Annotated in this window: 21 protein-coding genes and 1 pseudogene; 8 read left to right on the forward strand and 14 right to left on the reverse strand. The window is 59.7% G+C overall.

Going from position 1 to position 22,885, the window contains the following annotated elements:
- Positions 1-57 precede the first annotated feature (57 nt).
- A complete protein-coding gene (locus ACZ9BE_RS22380) occupies positions 58-795 on the reverse strand; it encodes a substrate-binding periplasmic protein (RefSeq protein ID WP_041476775.1) in 738 nt (245 codons plus the stop codon).
- 255 nt (positions 796-1,050) lie between these two features.
- Here ACZ9BE_RS22380 and ACZ9BE_RS22385 point away from each other — a divergent pair, with 255 nt between their 5' ends.
- Entirely contained in the window at positions 1,051-1,503 is a 453-nt protein-coding gene (locus ACZ9BE_RS22385) for a GNAT family N-acetyltransferase (RefSeq protein ID WP_150743452.1), read from the forward strand.
- A gap of 123 nt (positions 1,504-1,626) precedes the next feature.
- Here the strand turns inward: ACZ9BE_RS22385 and ACZ9BE_RS22390 are convergent, their stop codons facing one another.
- From ACZ9BE_RS22390 to ACZ9BE_RS22400, 3 genes are all read right to left on the reverse strand, one after another.
- On the reverse strand, positions 1,627-1,923 hold the full coding sequence (locus tag ACZ9BE_RS22390; RefSeq protein ID WP_016772794.1) for a winged helix-turn-helix domain-containing protein: 297 nt from the start codon (positions 1,921-1,923) through the stop codon (positions 1,627-1,629).
- A 100-nt stretch (positions 1,924-2,023) separates the two neighbouring features.
- Positions 2,024-2,515: a YgjP-like metallopeptidase domain-containing protein gene (locus tag ACZ9BE_RS22395; RefSeq protein ID WP_095181434.1), complete on the reverse strand. Its 492-nt coding sequence runs from the start codon at positions 2,513-2,515 to the stop codon at positions 2,024-2,026.
- A 44-nt stretch (positions 2,516-2,559) separates the two neighbouring features.
- Complete coding sequence (locus ACZ9BE_RS22400) at positions 2,560-4,683, reverse strand: putative bifunctional diguanylate cyclase/phosphodiesterase (RefSeq protein WP_310218930.1); 2,124 nt, start codon at positions 4,681-4,683, stop codon at positions 2,560-2,562.
- A gap of 312 nt (positions 4,684-4,995) precedes the next feature.
- Here ACZ9BE_RS22400 and ACZ9BE_RS22405 point away from each other — a divergent pair, with 312 nt between their 5' ends.
- Entirely contained in the window at positions 4,996-5,664 is a 669-nt protein-coding gene (locus tag ACZ9BE_RS22405) for a polysaccharide lyase family 7 protein (protein ID WP_016772792.1), read from the forward strand.
- A gap of 261 nt (positions 5,665-5,925) precedes the next feature.
- Here the strand turns inward: ACZ9BE_RS22405 and ACZ9BE_RS22410 are convergent, their stop codons facing one another.
- The 8 genes from ACZ9BE_RS22410 to tkt all read right to left on the reverse strand — a co-directional run bounded on the left by ACZ9BE_RS22410 (position 5,926) and on the right by tkt (position 13,969).
- On the reverse strand, positions 5,926-7,212 hold the full coding sequence (locus ACZ9BE_RS22410) for a type II toxin-antitoxin system HipA family toxin (protein WP_095181356.1): 1,287 nt from the start codon (positions 7,210-7,212) through the stop codon (positions 5,926-5,928).
- Positions 7,205-7,468, reverse strand: a complete 264-nt coding sequence (locus tag ACZ9BE_RS22415; protein ID WP_024014619.1) for a helix-turn-helix transcriptional regulator — start codon at positions 7,466-7,468, stop codon at positions 7,205-7,207. The genes ACZ9BE_RS22410 and ACZ9BE_RS22415 overlap by 8 nt, the downstream gene beginning before the upstream one ends.
- A 146-nt stretch (positions 7,469-7,614) precedes the next feature.
- Positions 7,615-8,679 (reverse strand): class II fructose-bisphosphate aldolase, encoded by a 1,065-nt coding sequence (gene fba / locus ACZ9BE_RS22420; RefSeq protein ID WP_008081027.1) that lies wholly within the window; start codon positions 8,677-8,679, stop codon positions 7,615-7,617.
- A gap of 251 nt (positions 8,680-8,930) precedes the next feature.
- The gene (locus ACZ9BE_RS22425) at positions 8,931-9,263 is read right to left on the reverse strand and encodes an MliC family protein (protein WP_064365344.1); all 333 of its coding nucleotides are present in this window, start codon (positions 9,261-9,263) and stop codon (positions 8,931-8,933) included.
- A 57-nt stretch (positions 9,264-9,320) separates the two neighbouring features.
- On the reverse strand, positions 9,321-9,542 hold the full coding sequence (locus tag ACZ9BE_RS22430) for a hypothetical protein (protein WP_016772786.1): 222 nt from the start codon (positions 9,540-9,542) through the stop codon (positions 9,321-9,323).
- A 34-nt stretch (positions 9,543-9,576) separates the two neighbouring features.
- Positions 9,577-10,740, reverse strand: coding sequence for a phosphoglycerate kinase (locus ACZ9BE_RS22435; protein ID WP_016772785.1), 1,164 nt, complete (start codon positions 10,738-10,740; stop codon positions 9,577-9,579).
- Positions 10,741-10,752: 12 nt separating this feature from the next.
- A complete protein-coding gene (gene epd, locus ACZ9BE_RS22440; protein ID WP_476249952.1) occupies positions 10,753-11,805 on the reverse strand; it encodes an erythrose-4-phosphate dehydrogenase in 1,053 nt (350 codons plus the stop codon).
- A gap of 166 nt (positions 11,806-11,971) precedes the next feature.
- Positions 11,972-13,969, reverse strand: a complete 1,998-nt coding sequence (gene tkt / locus ACZ9BE_RS22445) for a transketolase (protein ID WP_150743450.1) — start codon at positions 13,967-13,969, stop codon at positions 11,972-11,974.
- A gap of 259 nt (positions 13,970-14,228) precedes the next feature.
- On the opposite strand from tkt, the gene ACZ9BE_RS22450 reads away from it, so the two are divergent.
- The 4 genes from ACZ9BE_RS22450 to ACZ9BE_RS22465 all read left to right on the forward strand — a co-directional run bounded on the left by ACZ9BE_RS22450 (position 14,229) and on the right by ACZ9BE_RS22465 (position 18,824).
- On the forward strand, positions 14,229-15,224 hold the full coding sequence (locus tag ACZ9BE_RS22450) for an ArsR/SmtB family transcription factor (protein ID WP_073471062.1): 996 nt from the start codon (positions 14,229-14,231) through the stop codon (positions 15,222-15,224).
- A gap of 18 nt (positions 15,225-15,242) precedes the next feature.
- Positions 15,243-16,433, forward strand: a complete 1,191-nt coding sequence (metK, locus tag ACZ9BE_RS22455) for a methionine adenosyltransferase (RefSeq protein ID WP_024014624.1) — start codon at positions 15,243-15,245, stop codon at positions 16,431-16,433.
- A gap of 221 nt (positions 16,434-16,654) precedes the next feature.
- Complete coding sequence (gene ligB, locus ACZ9BE_RS22460) at positions 16,655-18,331, forward strand: NAD-dependent DNA ligase LigB (protein WP_476249953.1); 1,677 nt, start codon at positions 16,655-16,657, stop codon at positions 18,329-18,331.
- Between the two features lie 97 nt (positions 18,332-18,428).
- Positions 18,429-18,824, forward strand: a complete 396-nt coding sequence (locus ACZ9BE_RS22465; protein ID WP_016772779.1) for a DUF1090 domain-containing protein — start codon at positions 18,429-18,431, stop codon at positions 18,822-18,824.
- 165 nt (positions 18,825-18,989) lie between these two features.
- Here ACZ9BE_RS22465 and ACZ9BE_RS22470 read toward each other — a convergent pair.
- Positions 18,990-19,440: pseudogene (locus ACZ9BE_RS22470) on the reverse strand (c-type cytochrome).
- 128 nt (positions 19,441-19,568) lie between these two features.
- On the opposite strand from ACZ9BE_RS22470, the gene mltA reads away from it, so the two are divergent.
- Positions 19,569-20,753 carry a murein transglycosylase A gene (mltA, locus tag ACZ9BE_RS22475; RefSeq protein WP_460161397.1) on the forward strand — a complete coding sequence of 395 codons (1,185 nt, stop codon included), beginning with the start codon at positions 19,569-19,571 and terminating at the stop codon, positions 20,751-20,753.
- Positions 20,754-20,866: 113 nt separating this feature from the next.
- Here the strand turns inward: mltA and ACZ9BE_RS22480 are convergent, their stop codons facing one another.
- Entirely contained in the window at positions 20,867-21,250 is a 384-nt protein-coding gene (locus ACZ9BE_RS22480) for an MAPEG family protein (protein WP_024014628.1), read from the reverse strand.
- Positions 21,251-21,582: 332 nt separating this feature from the next.
- Between ACZ9BE_RS22480 and ACZ9BE_RS22485 the strand changes: the two genes are divergently transcribed.
- Positions 21,583-22,752, forward strand: coding sequence for an MFS transporter (locus tag ACZ9BE_RS22485; RefSeq protein WP_476249954.1), 1,170 nt, complete (start codon positions 21,583-21,585; stop codon positions 22,750-22,752).
- Positions 22,753-22,885 lie beyond the last annotated feature (133 nt).

The raw sequence follows: 22,885 nt of genomic DNA on the forward strand, positions 1-22,885 counted from the left end.
GGAGCGAGCCTGCTCGCGAAGAGGTCATCAGCCACAAAGAAATTGCCGGATCACCCTTCACATTCCATGCCGCCGCAATAACTTCTCATAAGTCCCGTCAGCCTTCATCGCCTCGATCGCTCGATCAAACCCGGCGACGATCTGCTCATGCTGCGGGTTCTTCAGGCTGACCAGAATATGCAGGCTATTCTCACTCAACGGCTTGGGTAAAAACTCCACCGAATTGCGTACCTTGGCCGATTCCCGTGCCAGGTAATACTTGGCCACGTACTCATCCTCCAGGGTCAGCTTGACCCGGTCCGCCGCGAGCATGCGCACGCCCATGGCGAAGTTGTGCACAGGGACTTTCTGCATCGCCGTATCGGCATCGAAAGGTGCGGAATAGGCGTACCCGCGCACCACGGCAATCGGGTAAGTGTGCAGTTGCTCGAGGTTGCTGTAGTCGATGGGTGCGTCTTTGCGCTTGAGGAAGCGGATGCGGTTGATCAGGTACTCACCGGAAAACTGACCGATCTGCGTGCGTTCGTCGTTGTACCAAGCGTTGACCAGTACGTCGTAACGCCCCTCGCCAATCCCCAGCAATGCTCGCGCCCACGGCACTTGTTCGTAACCGCTGGCATAACCGGCGCGAGCCAGTGCGGTGCTGACAATGTCGGTGGCCAGTCCACCGTTGACCAGTGCATCGTCGGTAAACGGCGGCCAATTATCGAACGCCAGCCGCAGCTTCTGCGCCGCAGCATCCTGGCCCAGCACCAGCAGTCCGATCAAAGCAACGGCTTGAAGCAATCGCAGCATGCTTGAACATCCTCAGCGGGCAACCGCCCGACGTGGTTTCACGTCAAAACCAAAGGCCCCTTACCGGCAAAACCCAAGCATTGAACATTAGCTCATGGGAACCAGTGCGCAGTGCTCTTGAGCAGATTACACAAAGTCTCGGCGGGCGCGAGAAAGGAATGGTGGCATTTTGACCTTTATCACAGACTGTTGCGCCATACAGACATATGGCGCAGCTGCGCTTAGTATCGGGCGACATGGTCAAGGAATCGAAAAATGACAATCGAGTGGATCTGCAAACATCATCGCGATCTGGGCAAAGAGCAGTTGTACGCCTCGTTGAAGCTGCGCTCTGATGTATTCGTGGTCGAACAGAAATGCGCCTACCCGGATCTCGACGGCCAGGATCTGGAGGGCGATACCCATCACCTGATGGGTTGGGAGGATGATCAGTTGATGGCTTACCTGCGCCTGCTGGATCCGGAATCCCAGGGCGGCGACGTGGTGATTGGCCGCGTGGTGACCGCGCCCGCCGGCCGTGGCAAAGGGTTGGGCCACGCGATGATGGAACAGGCGCTGAAGCAGGCCGAAAAGCACTGGCCGCAGGTACCGATCTATCTGTCGGCGCAGGCACACTTGCAGGGGTATTACGGCAGGTACGGGTTTGTCGTGGTGGGTGAGGAATATCTCGAGGATGACATTCCACATATCGGCATGCGTCGTTCTTGAGGGCCTCATCGCTGGCAAGCCAGCTCCCACAGGTTCATCGCTCGTTCACGAAAACCGTGTTCGCTGGAGATCCCTGTGGGAGCTGGCTTGCCAGCGATTGCGTCAGTTCAGGCGCCGCAGGAATCAGGGGTATTCCAGCACCGCTTTTATCTGCCGCAAATTGCGCTCGATCCATCCGCGATCAATCGCTCCCCACTCACGAATCCGATAGCGCCCGGCATGATTGCGTGCGCCCTCTTCCTGTTCGAACTCGCAGATGATGTCCAGATCGGCCAGCGCGGCAATCGTGTCCTGCGCCGTGCGTCGCGGCATGCCGGTGACTTCGGTCAGCGTCGGCACACTCGGCGCCAGGCCGCTATCGATGAGATAAGCCACGTACAAACGGCGATAGAAACTGCTTTTGGTCTTGCTTACGTCCATCTAAACACTCCCACCGTTAAAAGATCGCAGCCTTCGGCAGCTCCTACAGAAGATCGCATTTCAACTGCAGGAGCTGCCGAAGGCTGCGATCTTTTGATCTTTACTGCATATCCCGCCACGTCAGGTACACACGCAGATCGAACTCGATCTGGTGATACCCCGGCAGCATGTGCTCGCACAGTTTATAGAACGCCTTGTTGTGATCCGATTCCTTGAAGTGCGCCAGCTCGTGCACCACGATCATCTTCAGAAAATCCGGCGCGGCGTCCTTGAACAGCGCGGCGATGCGAATTTCCTTGTTGGCCTTGAGCTTGCCGCCCTGCACCCGTGACACCGTGGTGTGCAGACCGAGCGCGCGGTGGGTCAGGTCGAGGCGGTTGTCGAACAGCACTTTGTCGATCGCCGGCGCATTACGCATGTACTGCTGCTTGAGATCCAGCGCGTAGCTGTACAAGGCCTTGTCGCTCTGCACGTCGTGTCGCCCTGAATAGCGCTGATTCAGGTATTCACCCAGACGCCCTTCGGCAATCAGTTGGCGCACCTGATCCTGCAATTGCGCGGGGTAGGCCTGGAGGTACTTCAACACAGTCATGGACAAGCGACGCGGTTCGAAAAAGGTCCGCCAGTGTAGCGAATTCAACCGGGCAGCGCGCTCCAGTCAAACGGCTCGACGAAGCTGACCGCGTCTTCGGCGATCAACGGCCGCGCGACGAGGAAGCCCTGCACGTATTCGCAGCCATGGGCTTGCAGCCACTGATATTGCTCGAGGGTTTCCACTCCTTCGGCGATCACCAGCAGACCGTATTGCTTACACAGGTCGATGACCATGCGCACCAGCGCCGCATCACGTGGCGAGTTCGGCAGGCGCGCGATCAAGTGGCGGTCGAGCTTCAGCGTGTCCAGTTCCAGATCGCGCAGATGCGCCAGCGAGCACGGCCCCGAACCAAAATCATCCAGCGCCACGCGCACCCCGAGATGACGCAGCAGCCGCAGTTGCTTGCGGGTTTCGTCCGGGTCTTGCATCAACGCTTCTTCGGTGACTTCGACTTCCAGTTGCCGCGGTTGCAGCGCATGGCGTTCCATGACTTGACGCAATTCAGTGACCAGATTCGGCAGGCCGAACTGGGTATTGCTCAGGCTCACGCCGAGCACCAGATCTTCAGCGAACAAGGTTTCCCAGGCTTTACGCTGACCGGCGCCACGGTGATAGATCCAGCTGCCGAGGCGACTGATCAAGCGCGCCTCTTCCAGCAATGGCAGAAACAACCCCGGCGGCACATCGCCGACGCTCGGATGCTGCCAGCGCAGCAACGCCTCGAACCCACGGATCTGTCCGCTGCCGATCGCCACCTGCGGTTGATAGACCAGATTGAAATCGCGATTCTCGATGGCCTCACGCACGCTGTCTTCCAGCATCAGACGCGAGCGTGCGCGGCCGTTCATTTCAGGGTCATAGAAACGATATTGCTGACGCCCGGCGCGCTTGGCCTCGTACATAGCGATGTCCGAGGCGCGCAGCAAGCCGTCCAGATTGCGCCCGCAGTCAGGATAGGTGGCGATGCCGATACTGGCGCCAAGAACGATATCCAGACCTTCGATCTGCTGACACACCGATACCCGTTCGATGAGTTTTTCGGCAATCTTCGCCGCTTGCTCGGGGAATTCCAGATCCAGCAGCGCGGTGAATTCATCGCCGCCCATGCGCGCGAGAATATCGAACGGCCGCAGGCACGCTTTCAATTGCTCGGAAACCCAGCGCAACACGCGGTCGCCGGCATCGTGACCGAGAGAATCATTGACCCGCTTGAAGCCATCGAGATCGAGGTAGAGCAGCACCCAGCTGCTGTCGCTGCGCTCGCCGCGCAACAGCAGGTTTTCGACGGTCTGGTAGAACCCGCGCCGGTTGAGCAGCCCGGTCAGCGGATCGGTTACCGCCTGGAATTCCAGTTGCTGGTGCAAGTGACGCACCACCGACATGTCCAGCACCGTCACCACCATCGCATGCTGCTCCGAGGACAGCGGCGCACAGGACAATGCCACCGGCACTTGCTGTCCGGGCGCCGTGCGCAGCAACGCATCGTGCAGACGCAGGGTTTCACCGCGCTGGTAGCCGGCGTAGAACTCTGAATCGGCCCACAGGGGAATGTGTGGCTTCTGCAGGAAATCGAGAAACTCCTTGCCTTGCAGATCCTTCACCGGCGCATTGAGCAACCGCGAAATCGCCGGGTTGGCGAAGCGGATCACGCCGTCCTCGCTCAACACCAGAATGCCTTCGGCGGCGTTGTCCAGCACTGAGGCATTGAAGGCGCGCGCCACTTCCAGGTCATGACTCAGGCGTTGCAAGGCACGGCGATTGCGCTGGTGCTCGAGCAGCGCCTGGACCTTGGGCTTGAGGATTTGCGGATCGAACGGCTTGAACAGGTAATCCACCGCGCCGCTGGCATAGCCTTTGATCACGGCGTCCTGAGATTGCTCGTTGGCGGTGAGGAAAATGATCGGCGTCAGCCGCGTGCGCTGGCTGCCGCGCATCAGCCGCGCGACCTCGAAACCGTCCATGCCGGGCATCTGCACATCGAGCAGGACCAGGTCGATGTCGTGTTCGAGCAAAAGGTTCAGCGCCTCGAAACCGGAGGCGGCGGTCATCACGTGCCAATCCTGACGCTGCAGCAACGCGCGCATGCTGATCAGATTTTCGGGGTAATCATCGACGATCAAAAGGACCGAGCTGCCTTCACCTGGCTGGGGTTGCGCGCATTCCATGCTGCTTCTCTTATCGGGACCGGTTGCCGGCAAAACCATAGACGTACTGAGCCTTCACTCTAGACGCGGATCAGTGAAAGCAGAAGCTGTCATCCCGCCATCATTTAAACAATGCTCAACCCAGCCGACTAACGGTCACCGCTACAGCCCCCGAAAACCGGGCGGGATGGCATTTCGACAGGACTTTGACGTCAAGTAATCGCCGGACGGGCATTAACAAAAATTGCCGCTACGCTTATAAAGACGCCCGAAAACGCGCGGGCTAGAGCTTCTGGCACCGGCGTTCCGGATGAATTGATTGGAAGAACCGTCATGATCGACCTCGCAACCTGGAACCTCAGCGTTCCTGTTGGCAGCCCGCCGTACACCGTCGAAACCTCGAAACTGGTGGATGGCTTCAAGGATCAGTACTTCCATTCCGACACCGGCACCCTGTTCTTCTGGTCCCCGGTGACTGGCTCGAAAACCGAAAACGCCATCTACCCGCGTACCGAACTGCGCGAAACCTACAGCAACGGCACCCTGCGCAACTGGTACTACCCGGACGCCGACAACCTGCTGCGCGCCACCCTCGCGGTGAACAAGGTGCCGAGCTCGGGCAAGATCGTCATTGGCCAGATCCACGCGTACGAAAGCCAGCGGCCGATGGTCAAGCTCGAATATCAGTACAAGGAAAAAACCCAGACCGGCAATCTGGTGATCAAAGTGCGCATGCGCCCGGACGACGCCGAAAGCCGCGTCATCACCCTCGCCACCGGCGTCAAGCTTGATCGCGAATTCAACTATCTCATCCACTTGAGCCCCGGCGGTGCGCTGGGCGTGAGTGCGGCGGGCTATCAGTGGGACTCCCAGATCAGCGCGACCTGGCGCGACAAGCCGCTGTACTTCAAGGCCGGCGTGTATGTGCAGGACAACACCGGCTATACCAGTGAAGGTGGGCAGGTGACGTTTACCAAACTGGATATTGATCACGACAAGTAGCTAGCCGCCAAAATGACAAACAACCCATAACTTGCAGACCACACTCGCTCCAATTGTAGGAGTGGGCCTGCTCGCGATAACGGTGTGTCATTCAATATTCATGTGTCTGAAACTCCGCTATCGCGAGCAGGCTCACTCCTGCAAGGGCTTCAGGGGTGGGCTGCGGACTGCGCCACCTCCAAATGCGGGCCGCTGCCTTGGCGAAATGTCGCGTATACGCGACTTTGAGTAGCAAATGTCACCGTAGCGGTACACCGCTTATCATTTATCAGCCTTTTCCTTTCTACCGCTTGATAAAGGATGACGCTTCAAACCCGAACCGACCGAGTCATTCAACGCAACCATGCGCCCGATGTCCCATTCGCGTTGCATCCTTGCAAACAATTCAACGTCTATCCGTGGTCGGTGAATCAAAAGCGCCTGACTCATTGCCTCGGCTATCCGGTCGACGATCAGTGCTGGCTTATCCACAGCGCAGTGTTTACGACCAAACTCAATCAACTGCTGACGATCCGGATAAGCTTTGGCCTTGTTCATCTTGATGGCGAGAGTACGGTCAACCAGCGATCGCCCGGTCCTGGGGTTGTAGTTCTCGTATACGGTTGTCGTCGTGACATCGTATACCGGCGCCAACTGCACCGTTTCAGAGGCCGCGGGGTGCGTGTAGGTCACCCCGAAGTTTTTCAAATGCGCATCGCCGTTACGCACCATGACCGAAAGACAGACGGATGAAAAAAATCGTTCCAGTTCTCGTATCGGGTCGGCATGCCTGCATACCTGACGGATCACTGCAGCAAGGGTTTCGTAGCTCTGCGAATATTTATAGTTGTCGTGGGGATCCTTGTTTAACCCCAGCAGCACCGCCATGTCTTCAAAGCCAAGGCGATCAGACGCTGTCAGATCAAAACGCTCCATGACAAACAGCTCACCGTTATCGGAAAGCCAGAAAGGCGGCGTGTACAGTCCAGCCAGCCGCGCTGCTTCCAGACACAGAAACTCGTTTTGAGCCAGGTGCTCATACTCTTCCGCTCCTGATTTGACGATAAGGTCGGAGCTGATCACTGTTTTTCGGCTACCAGTCAGTTTGTCCAGATCGGGCACCAGAACCTTGGGCTGAACACCTGAAATCCCCGATTCGAAGTAGGTTTCGACCAAAAAACCGAAAACATGCTGAGAGGTGTCCGCCGACAGGATCTCCTGCAGGCCGACCTGCGCACGAACAGAGCCTGAAGGTTCTACCGGATTCTCATACGTGAGGCGACCGATCTGATTACCGCCAATGACGGACAACAGGCGCATTTCATCCACTTGCATATGCTTGGCCATGCGCCGCTTGATTTGGTCGGCCAGATATCCCTCAGGCACATTCATATCGAAGATGGGCTGCAATACGCTGCTCACCGACGGTGTCGGGTCATAGGGCATGACCAGGGAAACTTCCTTGAGTGGCGACGCTGACTGGTAAGCGAATGAAAACTGCGAACCTTTGGACAACTCGCCGGAATGGCCCTGAGGCGTCATGACATTCAGTCGTTTCACCTTACTCATCATGCTCTACCAATTCGGCGAGTGATTTGAGATCGATTCGGTTATCGACAATCTCCAACGCCATGCCTAACGCGGCAATAACTCTAAACACCGTATAAAAAGCGACGTTTTCGCCTGCTTCTAGATCGATGATGGTTTTGCGGCTGCAATGAGCCCTATGCGCAAGCAGCGCTTGACTGTAGCCCTTGGCTTTGCGCAATTGGCGAATACGCTGGGCAAACGTTGCTGGATTATCGAGAAGCAAAATGTCACCCATATCGGACTTTAAATAGATTATTACCAGTAAAGTCCCCTTTAGGTGACATTTCAAGCAAAAGGATGCCGATGTCTTGTCACAACGCTTCCACCACAAAAAAACCCGCCTCTCGGCGGGTTTCTTTTAAATCAGCTCAACGCTCAGGCTCAGTTGACCTTGGCGTTCAACTCACCCTTCAGATAACGCTGGTACATCGCTTCCAGCGAGATCGGTTTGATCTTCGAGGCATTACCGGCAGTACCGAACGCTTCATAACGAGCGATACATACATCGCGCATTGCGGTCACGGTGGCGCCGAAGAATTTACGTGGGTCGAATTCGCTCGGGTTGGTGGCCATCAGGCGACGCATGGCGCCAGTGGAGGCCAGGCGCAGGTCGGTGTCGATGTTGACCTTGCGCACGCCGTGCTTGATGCCTTCGACGATTTCTTCAACCGGGACGCCGTAGGTTTCTTTGATGTCGCCGCCGTACTGGTTGATGATCGCCAGCCACTCTTGTGGCACGGAGGACGAACCGTGCATCACCAAGTGGGTGTTCGGGATGCGCTTGTGGATTTCCTTGATGCGGTCGATCGCCAGCACGTCGCCGGTTGGTGGCTTGGTGAACTTGTAGGCACCGTGGCTGGTGCCGATGGCGATGGCCAGGGCATCGACCTGGGTGCGCTTGACGAAGTCAGCGGCTTCTTCCGGGTCGGTCAGCATCTGGCTGTGATCCAGAACGCCTTCAGCGCCGATGCCGTCTTCTTCACCGGCCATACCGGTTTCCAGCGAACCCAGGCAGCCCAGCTCGCCTTCAACCGAGACGCCGCAGGCGTGAGCCATGGCTACGGTTTGTTGGGTAACGCGGACGTTGTAGTCGTAGTCGGTCGGGGTCTTGCCGTCTTCGCCCAGCGAGCCGTCCATCATCACCGAGCTGAAGCCCAGTTGAATCGAGCGCTGGCAAACGTCAGGGCTGGTGCCATGGTCCTGGTGCATGCACACCGGGATGTGCGGAAATTCTTCGATCGCGGCCAGGATCAAGTGACGCAGGAACGGTGCGCCGGCGTATTTGCGGGCGCCGGCCGAAGCCTGGACGATCACCGGGGAGTCAGTCTTGTCAGCGGCTTCCATGATGGCGCGCATCTGCTCAAGGTTGTTGACGTTGAAGGCTGGAACGCCATAGCCGAACTCGGCTGCGTGGTCCAGCATCTGGCGCATGCTGATAAGTGCCATTGTGTGTGTCTCTCCCGGTTGAGGGTCGTTGATCGTGCCAGCCTGCCGGAGCGGCGGCGGCTATTCAAGTTAATGCAGATCGGGGGTTGAGGCCCGACCTGGTGATTCGGTAAAGCAAATTCCAAGAACTACACAGATCCCCTGTGGGAGCGAGCCTGCTCGCGAAAGCAATCTTGCAGTCGCTGATGCAGTGCCTGCCAGGCCGCTTTCGCGAGCAGGCTCGCTCCCACAGTAGAACTGTGGTGTGTCAATTACTGCGCCTTGCAACCACGGCCAATCAGGTCATTGGTGGCGACCCAGTACACCAGGCCTTCGTCACCCTTGACGTGAAACGCCAGCATGCCGTCGCTGTACAGCGTGCCCGAGGCGCCCGGCTCTTCTTTCAGGCGATAGACCTGATCACCGCCGCCGAGGCGAACGTCGACTTCCTTCTGGCCGGCATCGGCGTAACGCCACAACACCTTGGCCTGACTGTCGCAGGTCCAGGTCGTCCAGTTGTCTGCCGGGGCCGACGACTGAAACAGGTTCAACTGCGCGCAACCACCCAACAATGCCAACGCCGCAACGGCGATCAAGCCTTTCATCCGTGTTCCTCGACTGACGACGCACGCCGCCAGCCCTGAGTTAAAGAGTCAGACCCGTCAAGGACAACCATGTTCCTTGACCGGGGTTTGCGTCTCGTATTTGTCCAGGCCGTCCGGGCCCGAGCGTTTGTTCAGCACCGGGTTGGTTTCGGCCTGCCAGTCGGCCTGATAACAGCCCTTCTGCGGCTCGCTCGGTGCTGGCGTCGCGTCAGCCTTCGGGGTGCTCCCGCAGGCCGCCAGCGTACCGGTCAGCAACAACAGCGCTAACGACTTGACCATGTGAACACTCCTTTGCCTGGCCAAACGGGCGGCCTCAGGCCTTGGCCCGGCTTTCCAGGACTTCAACGGCAGGTAGCACCTTGCCCTCGACGAATTCGAGGAACGCGCCGCCACCGGTGGAAATGTAGGAGATCTGCTCAGCCACGCCATATTTATCGATGGCGGCCAGGGTGTCGCCACCACCAGCAATCGAGAATGCCGAGCTCTCGGCGATGGCCTGGGCCAGCACTTTGGTGCCGTTGCCGAACTGATCGAACTCGAACACGCCAACCGGGCCGTTCCACAGAATGGTTTTCGACGACTTCAGCAGCTCGGCGAAATTGGCGGCGGTTTGCGGGCCGATGTCGAGAATCATGTCGTCAGCCGCCACGTCAGCGATCAGCTTCACAGTCGCTTCAGCGCTTTCGGCAAATTCCTTGGCGACCACGACGTCAACCGGCAACGGCACGCTGACTTTCGCCGCGATTTCACGGGCGGTGTCGAGCAGGTCCGGTTCATACAGCGACTTGCCGACCGGGTGACCAGCCGCCGCGAGGAAGGTGTTGGCGATGCCGCCGCCGACGATCAGTTGATCGCAGATCTGGCTCAGGCTGTTCAGCACGTCGAGTTTGGTCGACACCTTGGAGCCGGCAACGATGGCTGCCATTGGCTTGGCCGGCGCGCCGAGGGCTTTGCCCAGTGCATCCAGCTCAGCGGCCAGCAACGGGCCGGCGGCAGCGACTTTGGCGAACTTGGCTACACCATGGGTCGAACCCTCGGCGCGGTGAGCAGTACCGAAAGCATCCATCACGAACACATCGCACAGGGCTGCGTATTGCTGGGCCAGGTCGTCGGCGTTCTTCTTCTCGCCCTTGTTGAAGCGTACGTTTTCGAACAGCACGATGTCGCCAGCCTTGACCTCCACGCCACCGAGGTAGTCAGCCACCAGCGGCACTTCGCGGCCCAGCGCTTTGCTCAGGTAGTCGGCGACAGGTTTCAGGCTGTTTTCGGCGGAGAACTCGCCTTCGGTCGGACGGCCCAGGTGCGAGCAGACCATCACCGCCGCGCCTTTTTCCAGGGCCAGCTTGATGGTCGGCAGCGAAGCCAGGATGCGCGCGTCGCTGGTGACAACACCGTCCTTGACGGGGACGTTGAGGTCTTCGCGGATCAATACGCGCTTACCTTGCAGATCGAGGTCGGACATCTTCAACACGGTCATGGGTCGCACTTCCTACGGTTTTTTTGAAGTTGCTGTTTGCAGATAGTGATCTGCAACGTCCAGCATTCGGTTGGCAAAACCCCACTCGTTGTCGAACCAGGCCAGGATGTTCACCAGTTTGGGGCCGGAAACTCGGGTCTGGCTGGCATCGACGATGGCCGAATGTGGGTCATGGTTGAAATCACAGCTGGCGTGCGGCAACTCGGTATAGGCCAGAAGGCCTTTGAGCGGGCCGCTGGTGGCGGCTTCGCGCAGGATCCGGTTGACCTCATTGGCGTCAGTCGCCGTGGCGGTCTGCATCGTGATGTCGAGGCAGGACACGTTGACTGTCGGCACGCGCACGGCTTTGGCCTGAATTCGCCCGGCAAGTTCCGGCAGCAGGCGCTCGATACCGCGCGCCAGACCAGTGGACACCGGGATCACCGACTGGAACGCCGAACGCGTGCGGCGCAGGTCTTCGTGGTGATAGGCGTCGATCACTGGCTGATCGTTCATTGCCGAGTGAATCGTGGTGATCGACACGTAATCGAGGCCGATCGCCTTGTCCAGCAGACGCAACAGCGGCACGCCGCAGTTGGTAGTGCAGGAGGCGTTGGACACCAGCAACTCATCGCCGGTCAGGCAGTCCTGATTGACGCCGTAGACGATGGTGGCGTCGACATCCGCTTCGCTGGCCATCGGCTGCGAGAACAGCACACGCGGCGCGCCGGCGTCGAGAAAACGCTGGCCATCGGCACGGGTGTGGTAAGCGCCGGAGCACTCAAGCACCAGATCGACGCCCAGCGACGCCCAATCGATGCCTTCGGGGGTGGCACTGCGCAGGACCTTCACGCAGTCGCCATTGATATGCAGACAATCGCCTTCAACCCGCACTTCGCCGGGAAAGCGGCCGTGGGTGGAGTCGAAGCGTGTCAGGTATTCGATGCTGGCCATGTCGGCCAGATCGTTGATCGCGACAATTTCAAACCCGGCCTTCGCGCCGCGCTCGAACAACGCCCGCAAGACGCAACGACCAATGCGGCCGTAGCCGTTGAGTGCAACTTTATAGGGACGCGGTTCAGGCATGGGGTTCTCGATAGATTCGCTAACAACACAACCCCATGTAGGAGCTGACGAGTGAAACGAGGCTGCGATCTTTTGATCTTGTTTTTAAGATCAAGATCAAAAGATCGCAGCCTTCGGCAGCTCCTACAGGGGAACGCGGCGGCCAGGGCCACCGCATTCGTACTGCTTAGTCTTCCAGCAGCTCTTCAGCCTGACCGAGGATGTTTTCCAGGGTAAAACCGAACTCTTCGAACAATGCCGAAGCCGGCGCCGACTCACCGTAGGTGGTCATGCCGATCACACGACCTTCCAGACCCACGTACTTGAACCAGAAATCGGCGTGGGCCGCTTCGATGGCAATACGCGCGCTGACCTGCAACGGCAGAACCGACTGCTTGTACTCCGCATCCTGAGCATCGAACGCGCTGGTGCAAGGCATCGAAACCACGCGAACCTTGCGGCCCTGCTCGGTCAGTTTGTCGAAGGCTTGCACGGCCAGACCGACTTCCGAACCGGTGGCGATCAGGATCAGCTCAGGCTCGCCTGCGCAGTCCTTGAGCACATAACCACCACGGCTGATGTTGGCAATCTGGCCAGCGTCGCGTTCCTGGTGCTGCAGGTTCTGCCGGGAGAAGATCAGCGCCGACGGGCCGTCCTTGCGCTCCAGCGCGTTTTTCCAGGCCACTGCCGATTCCACGGCATCGGCTGGACGCCAGGTGTCGAGGTTCGGCGTGCTGCGCAGGCTGGTCAATTGCTCGATCGGCTGGTGCGTCGGGCCGTCTTCGCCCAGACCGATAGAGTCGTGGGTGTACACGTGAATCACACGCTTCTTCATCAAAGCCGACATACGTACGGCGTTGCGTGCGTATTCCATGAACATCAGGAAGGTCGCGCCGTAAGGCACCAGACCGCCGTGCAGGGCGACGCCGTTCATGATCGCGGTCATGCCGAACTCGCGCACGCCGTAGTACATGTAGTTGCCGCTGGCATCTTCAGCGCTGACGCCTTTGCAGCCTTTCCACAGGGTCAGGTTGGAGCCGGCGAGGTCAGCCGAACCGCCGAGCATTTCCGGCAGCAGCGGGCCGAACGCGTTGAGGGTGTTCTGGCTGGCTTTGCGGCTGGCGATGGTTTCGCCCTTGGCGGCGACTTCGGCGATGTAAGCCGAGGCTTTTTCCGAGAAGTCGGCCGGCAGTTCGCCGCTCAGACGACGAATCAGCTCGTTGGCTTCAGTCGGGAATGCAGCGGAGTAGGCGGCGAAACGCTGGTCCCACTCGGCTTCGACCGCGCGGCCAGCTTCTTTGGCGTCCCACTCGGCATAGATCTCGGCCGGAATTTCGAACGGGCCGTAGTTCCAGTTCAGCGCCTGACGGGTCAGGGCGATTTCCGCGTCACCCAGTGGGGCGCCGTGGCAATCTTCCTTGCCCTGCTTGTTCGGCGAACCGAAACCGATGGTGGTCTTGCAGCAGATCAGCGTCGGTTGAGCGCTCTTGCGTGCGGTTTCGATGGCGGTCTTGATCTCTTCCGGATCATGGCCGTCGACGTTGCGGATCACCTGCCAGTTGTAGGCTTCGAAACGCTTCGGCGTGTCATCGGTGAACCAGCCTTCGACTTCACCGTCGATGGAAATGCCGTTGTCATCGTAGAAGGCAATCAGCTTGCCCAGGCCCAGCGTGCCGGCCAGGGAGGCGACCTCGTGGGAAATGCCTTCCATCATGCAGCCATCACCGAGGAACACGTAGGTGTGGTGATCAACGATGTTGTGGCCGGGACGGTTGAACTGCGCGCCCATGACTTTTTCAGCCAGAGCGAAACCGACGGCGTTGGCCAGACCCTGACCCAGCGGGCCGGTGGTGGTCTCGACGCCCGGGGTGTAACCGAACTCCGGGTGGCCTGGAGTGCGGCTGTGCAGTTGACGGAACTGCTTGAGGTCGTCGATGGACAGGTCGTAGCCGGTCAGGTGCAGCAGCGAGTAGATCAACATCGAGCCGTGGCCGTTGGACAGCACGAAGCGGTCACGGTCGGCGAACGACGGGTTGCTCGGGTTGTGCTTGAGGTAGTCGCGCCACAGCACTTCGGCAATATCTGCCATACCCATAGGGGCACCGGGATGGCCGCTGTTGGCTTTTTGCACGGCATCCATGCTGAGGGCACGAATGGCGTTGGCACGCTCACGACGGCTAGGCATCGCTGATCTCCTGGGTGTGTATAGACTGAAACGGAAAAAAGGAGGGCATTTTCCCTCACCCATGCGCCTCGGGGCAATGACAGATAGTCATCGGCAGGCGTTTTTCCAATCGATAGCACAGGTTTCGCTTGGTGAAACCTTTCCGCTATTCGTTTGTAGAGACTGCCGTCCGCCGAGAAGTGCCATTTATCGAGCAATATCAAAACTTTTTGATATTGACCTTGCGGTGCCTTGCCCCCGTCTCTAGACTGCCAGCCCTATGAACTTACGCGTGCCTTCCATTCGCCATGACGATTGCGACGAGCTGGCGGCCCTGTGCAAGGCCGGCGGCGATCCGCTGCGGCTGAATGTATTGCGCGCGCTGGCCAACGATTCGTTTGGCGTGCTGGAGCTGGCGCAGATTTTCGGCATCGGCCAGTCGGGCATGAGCCATCACCTCAAGGTGCTGGCGCAAGCCGATCTGGTGGCGACACGCCGTGAGGGCAACGCGATTTTTTATCGTCGTGCCCTGCCCCACAGCGAATTGCTCGGCGGCAAGCTGCACGCGGCATTGCTGGAAGAAGTCGACGATCTGGATCTGCCTGATGAAGTGCAAGCACGCATCGAGCAGGTTCACGGCCAGCGTGCCGCCGCCAGCCGGGACTTTTTCGCCCGGGTCGCGGAAAAATTCCGTGCCCAGCAAGATTTGATCGCAGGCCTGCCGCAGTACCGTGACAGCGTGCTGGCCCTGCTCGACAAACTGAACTTCGATGGTGCAGCCACGGCCATTGAAGTCGGCCCCGGCGATGGTGCTTTTCTGCCGGAACTGGCCCGTCGTTTCGGCACCGTAACCGCGCTGGACAACAGCCCGGCGATGCTCGAACTGGCGCGTCAGGTGTGTGAACGTGAACAGCTGGCTAACGTCAGCCTGCAATTGGCCGATGCATTGAACGGCACAAGCCTCAAGGCCCATTGCGTGGTGTTGAACATGGTCCTGCACCATTTCGCCGCTCCGGCCGATGCGCTCAGGCACATGGCCGATCTGCTGCAACCGGGCGGTAGCCTGCTCGTGACAGAGTTATGTAGCCACAACCAGAGTTGGGCCAGGGAGGCCTGCGGTGATCTCTGGTTGGGGTTTGAACAGGACGATCTGGCCCGTTGGGCCACCGCTGCGGGACTCGTTCCCGGGGAAAGCCTCTATGTAGGCTTACGTAATGGTTTCCAGATCCAGGTTCGCCACTTTCAGCGACCGGCTGGCGACACTCACCATCGGTAAATTCAGGAAAACATCGAGATGAGCGAATACTCCCTCTTCACCTCCGAGTCCGTGTCTGAAGGACATCCGGACAAAATCGCCGACCAGATTTCCGATGCGGTGCTGGACGCCATTATTGCCCAGGACAAACACGCTCGCGTGGCCGTGGAAACCCTGGTCAAGACCGGCGTAGCCATCGTTGCCGGTGAAGTGACCACCAGCGCCTGGGTCGACCTGGAGCAGATCGTTCGTGACGTGATTTGCGACATCGGCTACACCAGCTCCGAAGTCGGCTTCGACGGCGCGACCTGCGGCGTGATGAACATCATCGGCAAGCAGTCCCCTGACATCAACCAGGGTGTTGACCGCGCCAAGCCTGAAGATCAGGGCGCCGGCGACCAGGGCCTGATGTTCGGCTACGCCAGCAACGAAACCGACGTTTTGATGCCAGCGCCGATCACCTTCTCGCACCAGCTGGTGCAGCGTCAGGCTGAAGCACGCAAGTCGGGCCTGCTGCCTTGGCTGCGTCCGGATGCCAAGTCGCAAGTGACCTGCCGGTACGAAGGCGGCAAGGTTGTCGGCATCGACGCTGTGGTTCTGTCGACCCAGCACAACCCGGAAGTGTCGTACAAAGACCTGCGCGAAGGCGTAATGGAGCTGATCGTCAAGCACGTACTGCCTGCCGAACTGCTGAGCAAGGACACCCAGTTCCACATCAACCCGACCGGCCAGTTCATCATTGGCGGCCCGGTAGGTGACTGCGGTCTGACCGGTCGCAAGATCATCGTCGACAGCTACGGCGGCATGGCCCGTCACGGCGGCGGCGCGTTCTCCGGCAAGGATCCATCGAAGGTTGACCGTTCGGCTGCCTACGCAGGCCGTTACGTGGCCAAGAACATCGTTGCGGCCGGCCTTGCCGAGCGTTGCGAGATTCAGGTGTCCTACGCGATCGGTGTGGCCCAGCCTACGTCGATCTCGTTGAACACCTTCGGCACCGGCAAGATCAGCGATGACAAGATCATCAAACTGGTGCGTGAAGTGTTCGACCTGCGTCCATACGCGATCACCACCATGCTCGACCTGCTGCACCCGATGTACCAGGAAACCGCAGCCTACGGCCACTTCGGTCGCGCGCCGCAGACCAAGACCGTTGGCGAAGACAGCTTCACCACGTTCACCTGGGAAAAAACCGACCGCGCCGACGCCCTGCGTTCCGCCGCTGGCCTGTAATACCCTGGCTGCAAGAAAGCCCCGCACGGTTCGCGCCGTGCGGGGCTTTTTCATGCCTGACAGATTTTTGAGATCCCTGCGGGAGCGAGCCTGCTCGCGAAGGCGCCCGCTCATGCAACGTCAATTCAGAATCCGGAAACACCTCGAAAAACACCCCCGGTAACGCATTTCGAATCCTCACCTACCCTTCAAATATTACCCCCGAGCAAGGACGCTCAACGATGCTCTTCACACTGCGCCTGTTGCTGGCCTTCCTGCTGGCACTCATCACCCTTGTCAGCCAAGCCAACTGTCCGAACTGGGATCGTTCCCAAGCCCAACGCGAAATCACCACCCTGCAAAACCGGATCGACCAATGGGACGACGCCTATCATCGCGAAGGCCGTTCATTGATCAGCGACGAACTCTATGACCAGTCCCAACTGCGGCTGAAAGAATGGCAAGCCTGTTTCAACCAACCCACATCCCCGCAGCCGTTGCGCACCGCGTCCGGCACGGTCACCCACCCCATCGCCCACACCGGCCTGGACAAGCTGCACAAAGTCGAAGACGTCGCCCACTGGTTGCGTGATCGCCAGAACGTCTGGGTGCAACCCAAGGTCGACGGCGTGGCTGTCACGCTGATCTACCGCCAGGGGGTATTGCAGCAGGCGATCAGTCGCGGTGATGGGGTCAACGGCCAGGACTGGACAGCCTCCGCGCGCAGGATTGCAGCCATTCCGCAACGTTTGAGGCAGCCACGGGATCTGCTGGTACAGGGCGAACTCTATTGGCGCCTGAGCGCGCATGTTCAATCACAGTCCGGCAGCGTCAATGCCCGCGCCACCGTCGCCGGGCTGATGGGACGTAAAACACTCGATGTTGAACAGGCCGCCGGGATCGGCCTGTTTGTCTGGGACTGGCCGCAAGGTCCTGTGCGGCTGCCGGAAAGATTGTCCGAACTTCAGACATTGGGGTTCGCCACAACCGAGCCCTATACCCAGCCCGTCACCCGATTCGAAGACGCGCAAAAATGGCGCGAGCACTGGTATCGCTCGCCACTGCCCTTTGCCAGCGACGGCGTGGTGCTGCGTCAGAGCCAACGGCCACCCGCCGAACGCTGGCAGGCTCGCGCGCCGTATTGGGCGATTGCCTGGAAATACCCGTTCGCCCAGGCATTGGCCGAAGTGCGCAAGGTCAACTTCAAAATCGGCCGCACCGGGCGGATCACGCCGGTGCTGGAACTGCTGCCGGTCAGACTCGATGACCGCGAAATCAAACGGGTCAGCGTCAGCTCGCTCAAGCGCTGGCAAACCCTCGACATCCGCCCCGGCGATCAGGTGGCAATCAGTCTGGCCGGGCTGACCATTCCGCGCCTCGACAGTGTCGTGCTGCGCACCAGCGAACGGGCGGACATCAACATCCCCGATGCTGGCGACTACCACGCCCTGAGCTGCTGGCAACCGACGCCGGGGTGTGAAAGCCAGTTTCTCGCGCGTCTGACCTGGCTCAGTGGCAAGCAGGGCCTGGCCATGCAGTATGTCGGTCGCGGCACCTGGGAGAAACTTTTGGAAACAGGCCGTCTGAAACACCTGCTGGATTGGCTGACCCTCGATGCATCAGAGCTTGCTAACATTGCCGGCCTCGGCGAGCGCAGCAGCGCACGGCTGATAGACAGTTTTCACGGCGCGCGGCAACAGCCGCTCGCTCGATGGTTGAAAGCGCTGGGCATGCCGCCGACCGGACAGGCACAACTGGACGATTCGTGGCAGGCCCTGGCACAACGCGACACTGAACAATGGCAGGCAGAAGCCGGTATCGGCCCGGGACGCGCGGCGCAACTGAGCGCATTCTTTCGTGACCCGCAGGTACTGGCTTTGAGTGACACCCTGAAAGCCGCCGGAATCGACGGCTTCTGAACCTGCAATCCCCGCCCGGCGGGAACCCAACGGCCGGCCAGACGCTCCAACAGCGCAGTGCCCTCCAACCCCGATTGCCTTTGCACATGGAGCTTTTATGAAATTTCTCGCACCGCTCGCCCTGCTTACTCTTTGCGGCGTCATGGCCGCCCCGGTCATGGCCGAAGAAGACGGCCCGGGCCTGACCGGTTGCGCTGCCAAGAAGCAGGGCATCATCAATCAGATCGAACAGGCCAAGTCGCGCGGCAACATGGAGCAGCAGGCAGGCCTGGAAACCGCACTGCGCGAAGTGAACGAACACTGCACCGACGCCGGGCTGAAGAAAGAGCGTGAGAACAAGGTGCTTGAGGCCAAGCATGAGGTGAGCCAGCGTCAGGCGGATCTCGACAAGGCCATGAAGAAGGGCGATCCGGAGAAGATCAACAAACGCAAGGAAAAGCTCGCCGAGTCGCGCAAGGAACTGCAGGAAGCGCTGGACGAGATCGATAAGTAACCCAAGCCCTGTGGTGAGGGGATTTATCCCCGTCCGGCGGCGAAGCCGTCGCAAATTCGACTGGTCGGGTCCGACTGAAAAAACTCGGTTATATGGTTTTTGGGCTGCTTCGCAGCCCATCGGGGATGAATCCCCTCGCCACAAGGTACTCAGCAGCCTCAGGAATCAATGATCGCGAAACTCTTTATGGCAAGCACTGCAGGCATCCTCGACTTTCTGCACTGCCGGTCCGAGATTGCTGGCCTTGTACGGCTGAACCTGACTGGCGACCACCAGTTCACCGGTAGCCGCTTCGAGGGCGCGGGCCAGTTGCTGAAAACGCGCCTGTTTCTGCCAGACATCGTCCTTGGCGCTGGTGTGATCTTCCTCGCGCACCTGCGGAAAATGCTTCCACGGTTCATGGGCCAACGCATCAAGTCTGACCGCGCCCTCGGCAAATTTCGGTCCGTCGAAGGCAATGGCGCCCACGCAACATGCCGCCGAGGTCTTCGCTGGTCTTGAGCATCTGCTTGAAGATGGCCTTGCGCTGACCCAGCGGCGAATTCGGGTCGACGCCGCCACAGGCGGACAAGGTCAGACAGGCCAGCAATACAACAGCAATTGGTTTCAGAGTCATGATGGCTTCAGGTCGCGGAAATCGGCGGCCAGTATCCTCGGCTCACCGCCAAACACCAATAGCCCTATTAAAAATACGGGTTGGTCGAGCGCATGGAGCACTCGGCCAACCGGCACAGGAATCACTCCATGAACAGCCGCTTCACGGCCTGGCGTCACCCGCTTATCGTCACCCTCCCGATTCTGGCCATCCTTGCCGGTTGCACTGGCGGTGACAGCGCCAAACCGAAAACCCACGCACTGGCTACGTATTCCAGCGCAACTTGGGAAGCCTTGCCCGCGGTCTCCGATAGCGATCTGGTCGCAGGTTTCGGTTCCTGGCGCAGCGCGTGCACCCGACTCAAAGCCGACGCAGTCTGGGGGCCGACCTGCGCTGCGGCGGCGAATGTGCCGCAAAGCGCCGCCGAGATTCGTGCATTCCTCAAGCAGAATCTCGATGTCTACGGCCTGCGCGCCGAGAACGACAACCCCAACGGTCTGATCACCGGCTACTACGAACCGGTGTACCCCGGCAGCCTGACGCCCACCGCAACAGCAAACGTGCCGGTGTATGGCGTGCCGGAAGACATGATCATCGTCTCGCTCGACAGCATCTACCCGGAATTGAAGGGCAAGCGCCTGCGCGGCCGCCTCGAAGGTCGCGTGCTCAAGCCTTACGACGACGCGGCGACCATTGAATCCAAAGGTGTGAAAGCGCCAGTGGTCGCCTATCTGACTGATCCGATGAACCTGCAATTTCTGCAGATCCAGGGCTCGGGCCGGATCCAGACCGAGGACGGCAAACAGTTGCGCATCGCCTACGCCGATCAGAATGGCCACCCGTATCGACCGATCGGTCGCTGGCTGGTCGAGCAAGGCGAGCTGAAGAAAGAAGACGTGACCATGACCGCGATCAGCAACTGGGCCAAGGCCAACCCCACGCGCATTCCAGAACTGCTGGCCAGCAACCCGAGCTACGTGTTCTTCACCCGCAACCCGGACAGCAACGAAGGCCCACGCGGCTCGCTGAACGTGCCGCTGACCGCCGGCTACAGCGCGGCAGTGGATCGCAAAGTAATTCCGTTGGGCAGCCTGTTATGGCTGTCGACCACCAAACCGGATGGCACACCGCTGGTGCGCCCGGTCGCGGCGCAGGACACCGGCGGCGCGATTGCCGGCGAGGTGCGCGCGGATCTGTTCTGGGGCACGGGTGATGCGGCCGGGCAACTGGCCGGGGACATGAAACAGCAGGGGCAGATCTGGATGCTCTGGCCTAAAGGAAAAGAGTTGCCGCAAGTGCCGCAGGTGGCGGATACACCGAAGCAAAAGTCTTAGGTTCTTCGTGGTCTGATCCATCGCTTTCGCGAGCAGGCTCGCTCCCACATCTGGAATGCATTCCATGTGGGAGCGAGCCTGCTCGCGAAGAGGCCGGCAGCAACAGCCGATAGTCAGATCGACACAAAGAAGAACGAAGCAATCAGCCCCATCCCGATAAACCACACCACCGAACGCAGTGCAGCCCAGTCAGCCAGGTAGCAAATGATGTACAGCAGGCGACTGGTGATAAACAGCACGGCCAGCACATTGACCGTCACCAGCTCCGCAGTGCCGACCAGATGCGCAACGATCACCGCAGCGGCAAACGCGGGCGTTACTTCAAAGCTGTTCAGTTGCGCGGCGTGGGCGCGACGGGCGACGCCATCGACGCTGTCGAGAAAGTCCCGTGGATCGTAATTGTCCTTGAGGCGGAAACCGCCGGTGGCCTTCGCCACGATCGTGCACACGTACGGCAGGAAAATCGCGATCAACACACACCACAGAGCCACTGTCATAACGTCGTCCTTTTTTCGATTGGAGAAATTGGCGAGCGGTCAGAACTTCATCACCAGCATGCCGATCAGCACCTGCCCACAGGCTAAGAGCAGCGCCCGGCCGAAAGGTTCTTTCAGCTGGATATAACACGGCAATTCCAGTGAGCCGTCGATTAGTCAGATTATTGATTCGCCATGTGTCAGCAGCTGTTTATACTGCAACCCACCACGCCGTACTCAGCTGCACACCAAAAAACTCCAATAAAAGCTGCCTGCTCCGCTTTCCTCGAAAACGGTCGCTGGCACGCGTATGCCTGATCAAAGCGTCAAGACTACCGACAGAGACCTTGCGCATGCCCCTCGCTTTAATTGCACTCGCCGTTGCCGCATTCGGCATCGGCACCACCGAATTCGTCATCATGGGCCTGCTGCCCGACGTTGCCCGCGATCTGGCGGTGAGCATTCCTCATGCCGGGCTGCTGATCACCGGTTACGCCCTGGGCGTGGTGTTCGGCGCACCGATCCTGGCGATCGGCACCGCCAATATGCCGCGCAAAGCAACACTGCTGGGCATGACGCTGATGTTCATCCTCGGCAACGTGCTCTGCGCGCTCGCGCCGAACTACGCGACGCTGATGGCGGCGCGCGTGGTCACGGCGCTGTGTCATGGCGCGTTTTTCGGCATTGGCTCGGTGGTTGCCGCCGGCCTGGTTGCGCCGAACAAACGCGCGCAAGCCATTGCCATGATGTTCACCGGCCTGACCCTGGCCAACGTGCTTGGCGTGCCACTCGGCACAGCGCTGGGCCAATACGCTGGCTGGCGCTCGACCTTCTGGGCGGTGTCGGTGATTGGCATTGTGGCGGCGTTGGCGCAATGGTTGTGGTTGCCCAAACACATCGCGATGGACAAGGCCAATCTCGCCAGCGAATTCAAGGTGCTGGGCAAGGCCAACGTCTTGTTGGCGCTGGGCATGAGCGTGCTGGCCTCGACCAGCCTGTTCAGCGTGTTCACGTATATCGCACCGATCCTGCAAGACATCACTGGCGTCAGCCCCCACGGCGTGACGGTGATGCTGCTGTTGTTCGGCGTCGGCCTGACAGCGGGCAGCATGCTCGGCGGGCGTCTGGCCGATAGCCGCTTGCTGCCGTCACTGGTCGGCGTGGCACTGGCAGTTGTGGTGATTCTCGCAGCGTTCAGCCAGACCAGCCGTGCGGTGATTCCGGCGGCGATTACCCTGGTGCTATGGGGGATTTTCGCTTTTGCGCTGTGCCCGATTCTGCAGCTGCTGATCATCGATCAGGCGCATGAAGCGCCGAATCTGGGTTCGACGCTGAACCAGAGCGCGTTCAACCTTGGCAACGCAGCAGGTGCCTGGATCGGTGGACTGGTGGTTGCCAGCGGCGCGGATCTGACGGATCTGCCGTGGACCGGGGCGCTGGTCGGCGTGCTGACGGTGCTGACGGCGCTGTTGTTCATTTACCTGCAACGTCGGCAGGCGAGTGCGGTCAATGTGACTGGCTGATCGTGGTGTGTCAGATAGAGCCCTCACCCTAGCCCTCTCCCGAAGGGAGAGGGGACTGATCGGGGGATGCTCGATACCCACGCCGACTTGAACGTGCATTGCTGAATCCATAATCGACCCGATCGTCCAGGTC

Source organism: Pseudomonas sp. TE9122, assembly GCF_056278925.1.

What these genes read in the sequence shown, in the direction of transcription:
- ACZ9BE_RS22425 (WP_064365344.1), bottom strand. Translation starts at nt 9,263, where the DNA reads ATGAAAGGCTTGATCGCCGTTGCGGCGTTGGCATTGTTGGGTGGTTGC.
- ACZ9BE_RS22450 (WP_073471062.1), top strand. Translation starts at nt 14,229, where the DNA reads ATGAACTTACGCGTGCCTTCCATTCGCCATGACGATTGCGACGAGCTG.
- ACZ9BE_RS22435 (WP_016772785.1), bottom strand. Translation starts at nt 10,740, where the DNA reads ATGACCGTGTTGAAGATGTCCGACCTCGATCTGCAAGGTAAGCGCGTA.
- mltA (WP_460161397.1), top strand. Translation starts at nt 19,569, where the DNA reads ATGAACAGCCGCTTCACGGCCTGGCGTCACCCGCTTATCGTCACCCTC.
- ACZ9BE_RS22465 (WP_016772779.1), top strand. Translation starts at nt 18,429, where the DNA reads ATGAAATTTCTCGCACCGCTCGCCCTGCTTACTCTTTGCGGCGTCATG.
- ACZ9BE_RS22380 (WP_041476775.1), bottom strand. Translation starts at nt 795, where the DNA reads ATGCTGCGATTGCTTCAAGCCGTTGCTTTGATCGGACTGCTGGTGCTG.
- ACZ9BE_RS22480 (WP_024014628.1), bottom strand. Translation starts at nt 21,250, where the DNA reads ATGACAGTGGCTCTGTGGTGTGTGTTGATCGCGATTTTCCTGCCGTAC.
- ACZ9BE_RS22385 (WP_150743452.1), top strand. Translation starts at nt 1,051, where the DNA reads ATGACAATCGAGTGGATCTGCAAACATCATCGCGATCTGGGCAAAGAG.
- ACZ9BE_RS22410 (WP_095181356.1), bottom strand. Translation starts at nt 7,212, where the DNA reads ATGAGTAAGGTGAAACGACTGAATGTCATGACGCCTCAGGGCCATTCC.
- ACZ9BE_RS22430 (WP_016772786.1), bottom strand. Translation starts at nt 9,542, where the DNA reads ATGGTCAAGTCGTTAGCGCTGTTGTTGCTGACCGGTACGCTGGCGGCC.
- ACZ9BE_RS22415 (WP_024014619.1), bottom strand. Translation starts at nt 7,468, where the DNA reads ATGGGTGACATTTTGCTTCTCGATAATCCAGCAACGTTTGCCCAGCGT.
- fba (WP_008081027.1), bottom strand. Translation starts at nt 8,679, where the DNA reads ATGGCACTTATCAGCATGCGCCAGATGCTGGACCACGCAGCCGAGTTC.
- ACZ9BE_RS22400 (WP_310218930.1), bottom strand. Translation starts at nt 4,683, where the DNA reads ATGGAATGCGCGCAACCCCAGCCAGGTGAAGGCAGCTCGGTCCTTTTG.
- tkt (WP_150743450.1), bottom strand. Translation starts at nt 13,969, where the DNA reads ATGCCTAGCCGTCGTGAGCGTGCCAACGCCATTCGTGCCCTCAGCATG.
- epd (WP_476249952.1), bottom strand. Translation starts at nt 11,805, where the DNA reads ATGCCTGAACCGCGTCCCTATAAAGTTGCACTCAACGGCTACGGCCGC.
- metK (WP_024014624.1), top strand. Translation starts at nt 15,243, where the DNA reads ATGAGCGAATACTCCCTCTTCACCTCCGAGTCCGTGTCTGAAGGACAT.
- ACZ9BE_RS22405 (WP_016772792.1), top strand. Translation starts at nt 4,996, where the DNA reads ATGATCGACCTCGCAACCTGGAACCTCAGCGTTCCTGTTGGCAGCCCG.
- ACZ9BE_RS22485 (WP_476249954.1), top strand. Translation starts at nt 21,583, where the DNA reads ATGCCCCTCGCTTTAATTGCACTCGCCGTTGCCGCATTCGGCATCGGC.
- ACZ9BE_RS22390 (WP_016772794.1), bottom strand. Translation starts at nt 1,923, where the DNA reads ATGGACGTAAGCAAGACCAAAAGCAGTTTCTATCGCCGTTTGTACGTG.
- ligB (WP_476249953.1), top strand. Translation starts at nt 16,655, where the DNA reads ATGCTCTTCACACTGCGCCTGTTGCTGGCCTTCCTGCTGGCACTCATC.
- ACZ9BE_RS22395 (WP_095181434.1), bottom strand. Translation starts at nt 2,515, where the DNA reads ATGACTGTGTTGAAGTACCTCCAGGCCTACCCCGCGCAATTGCAGGAT.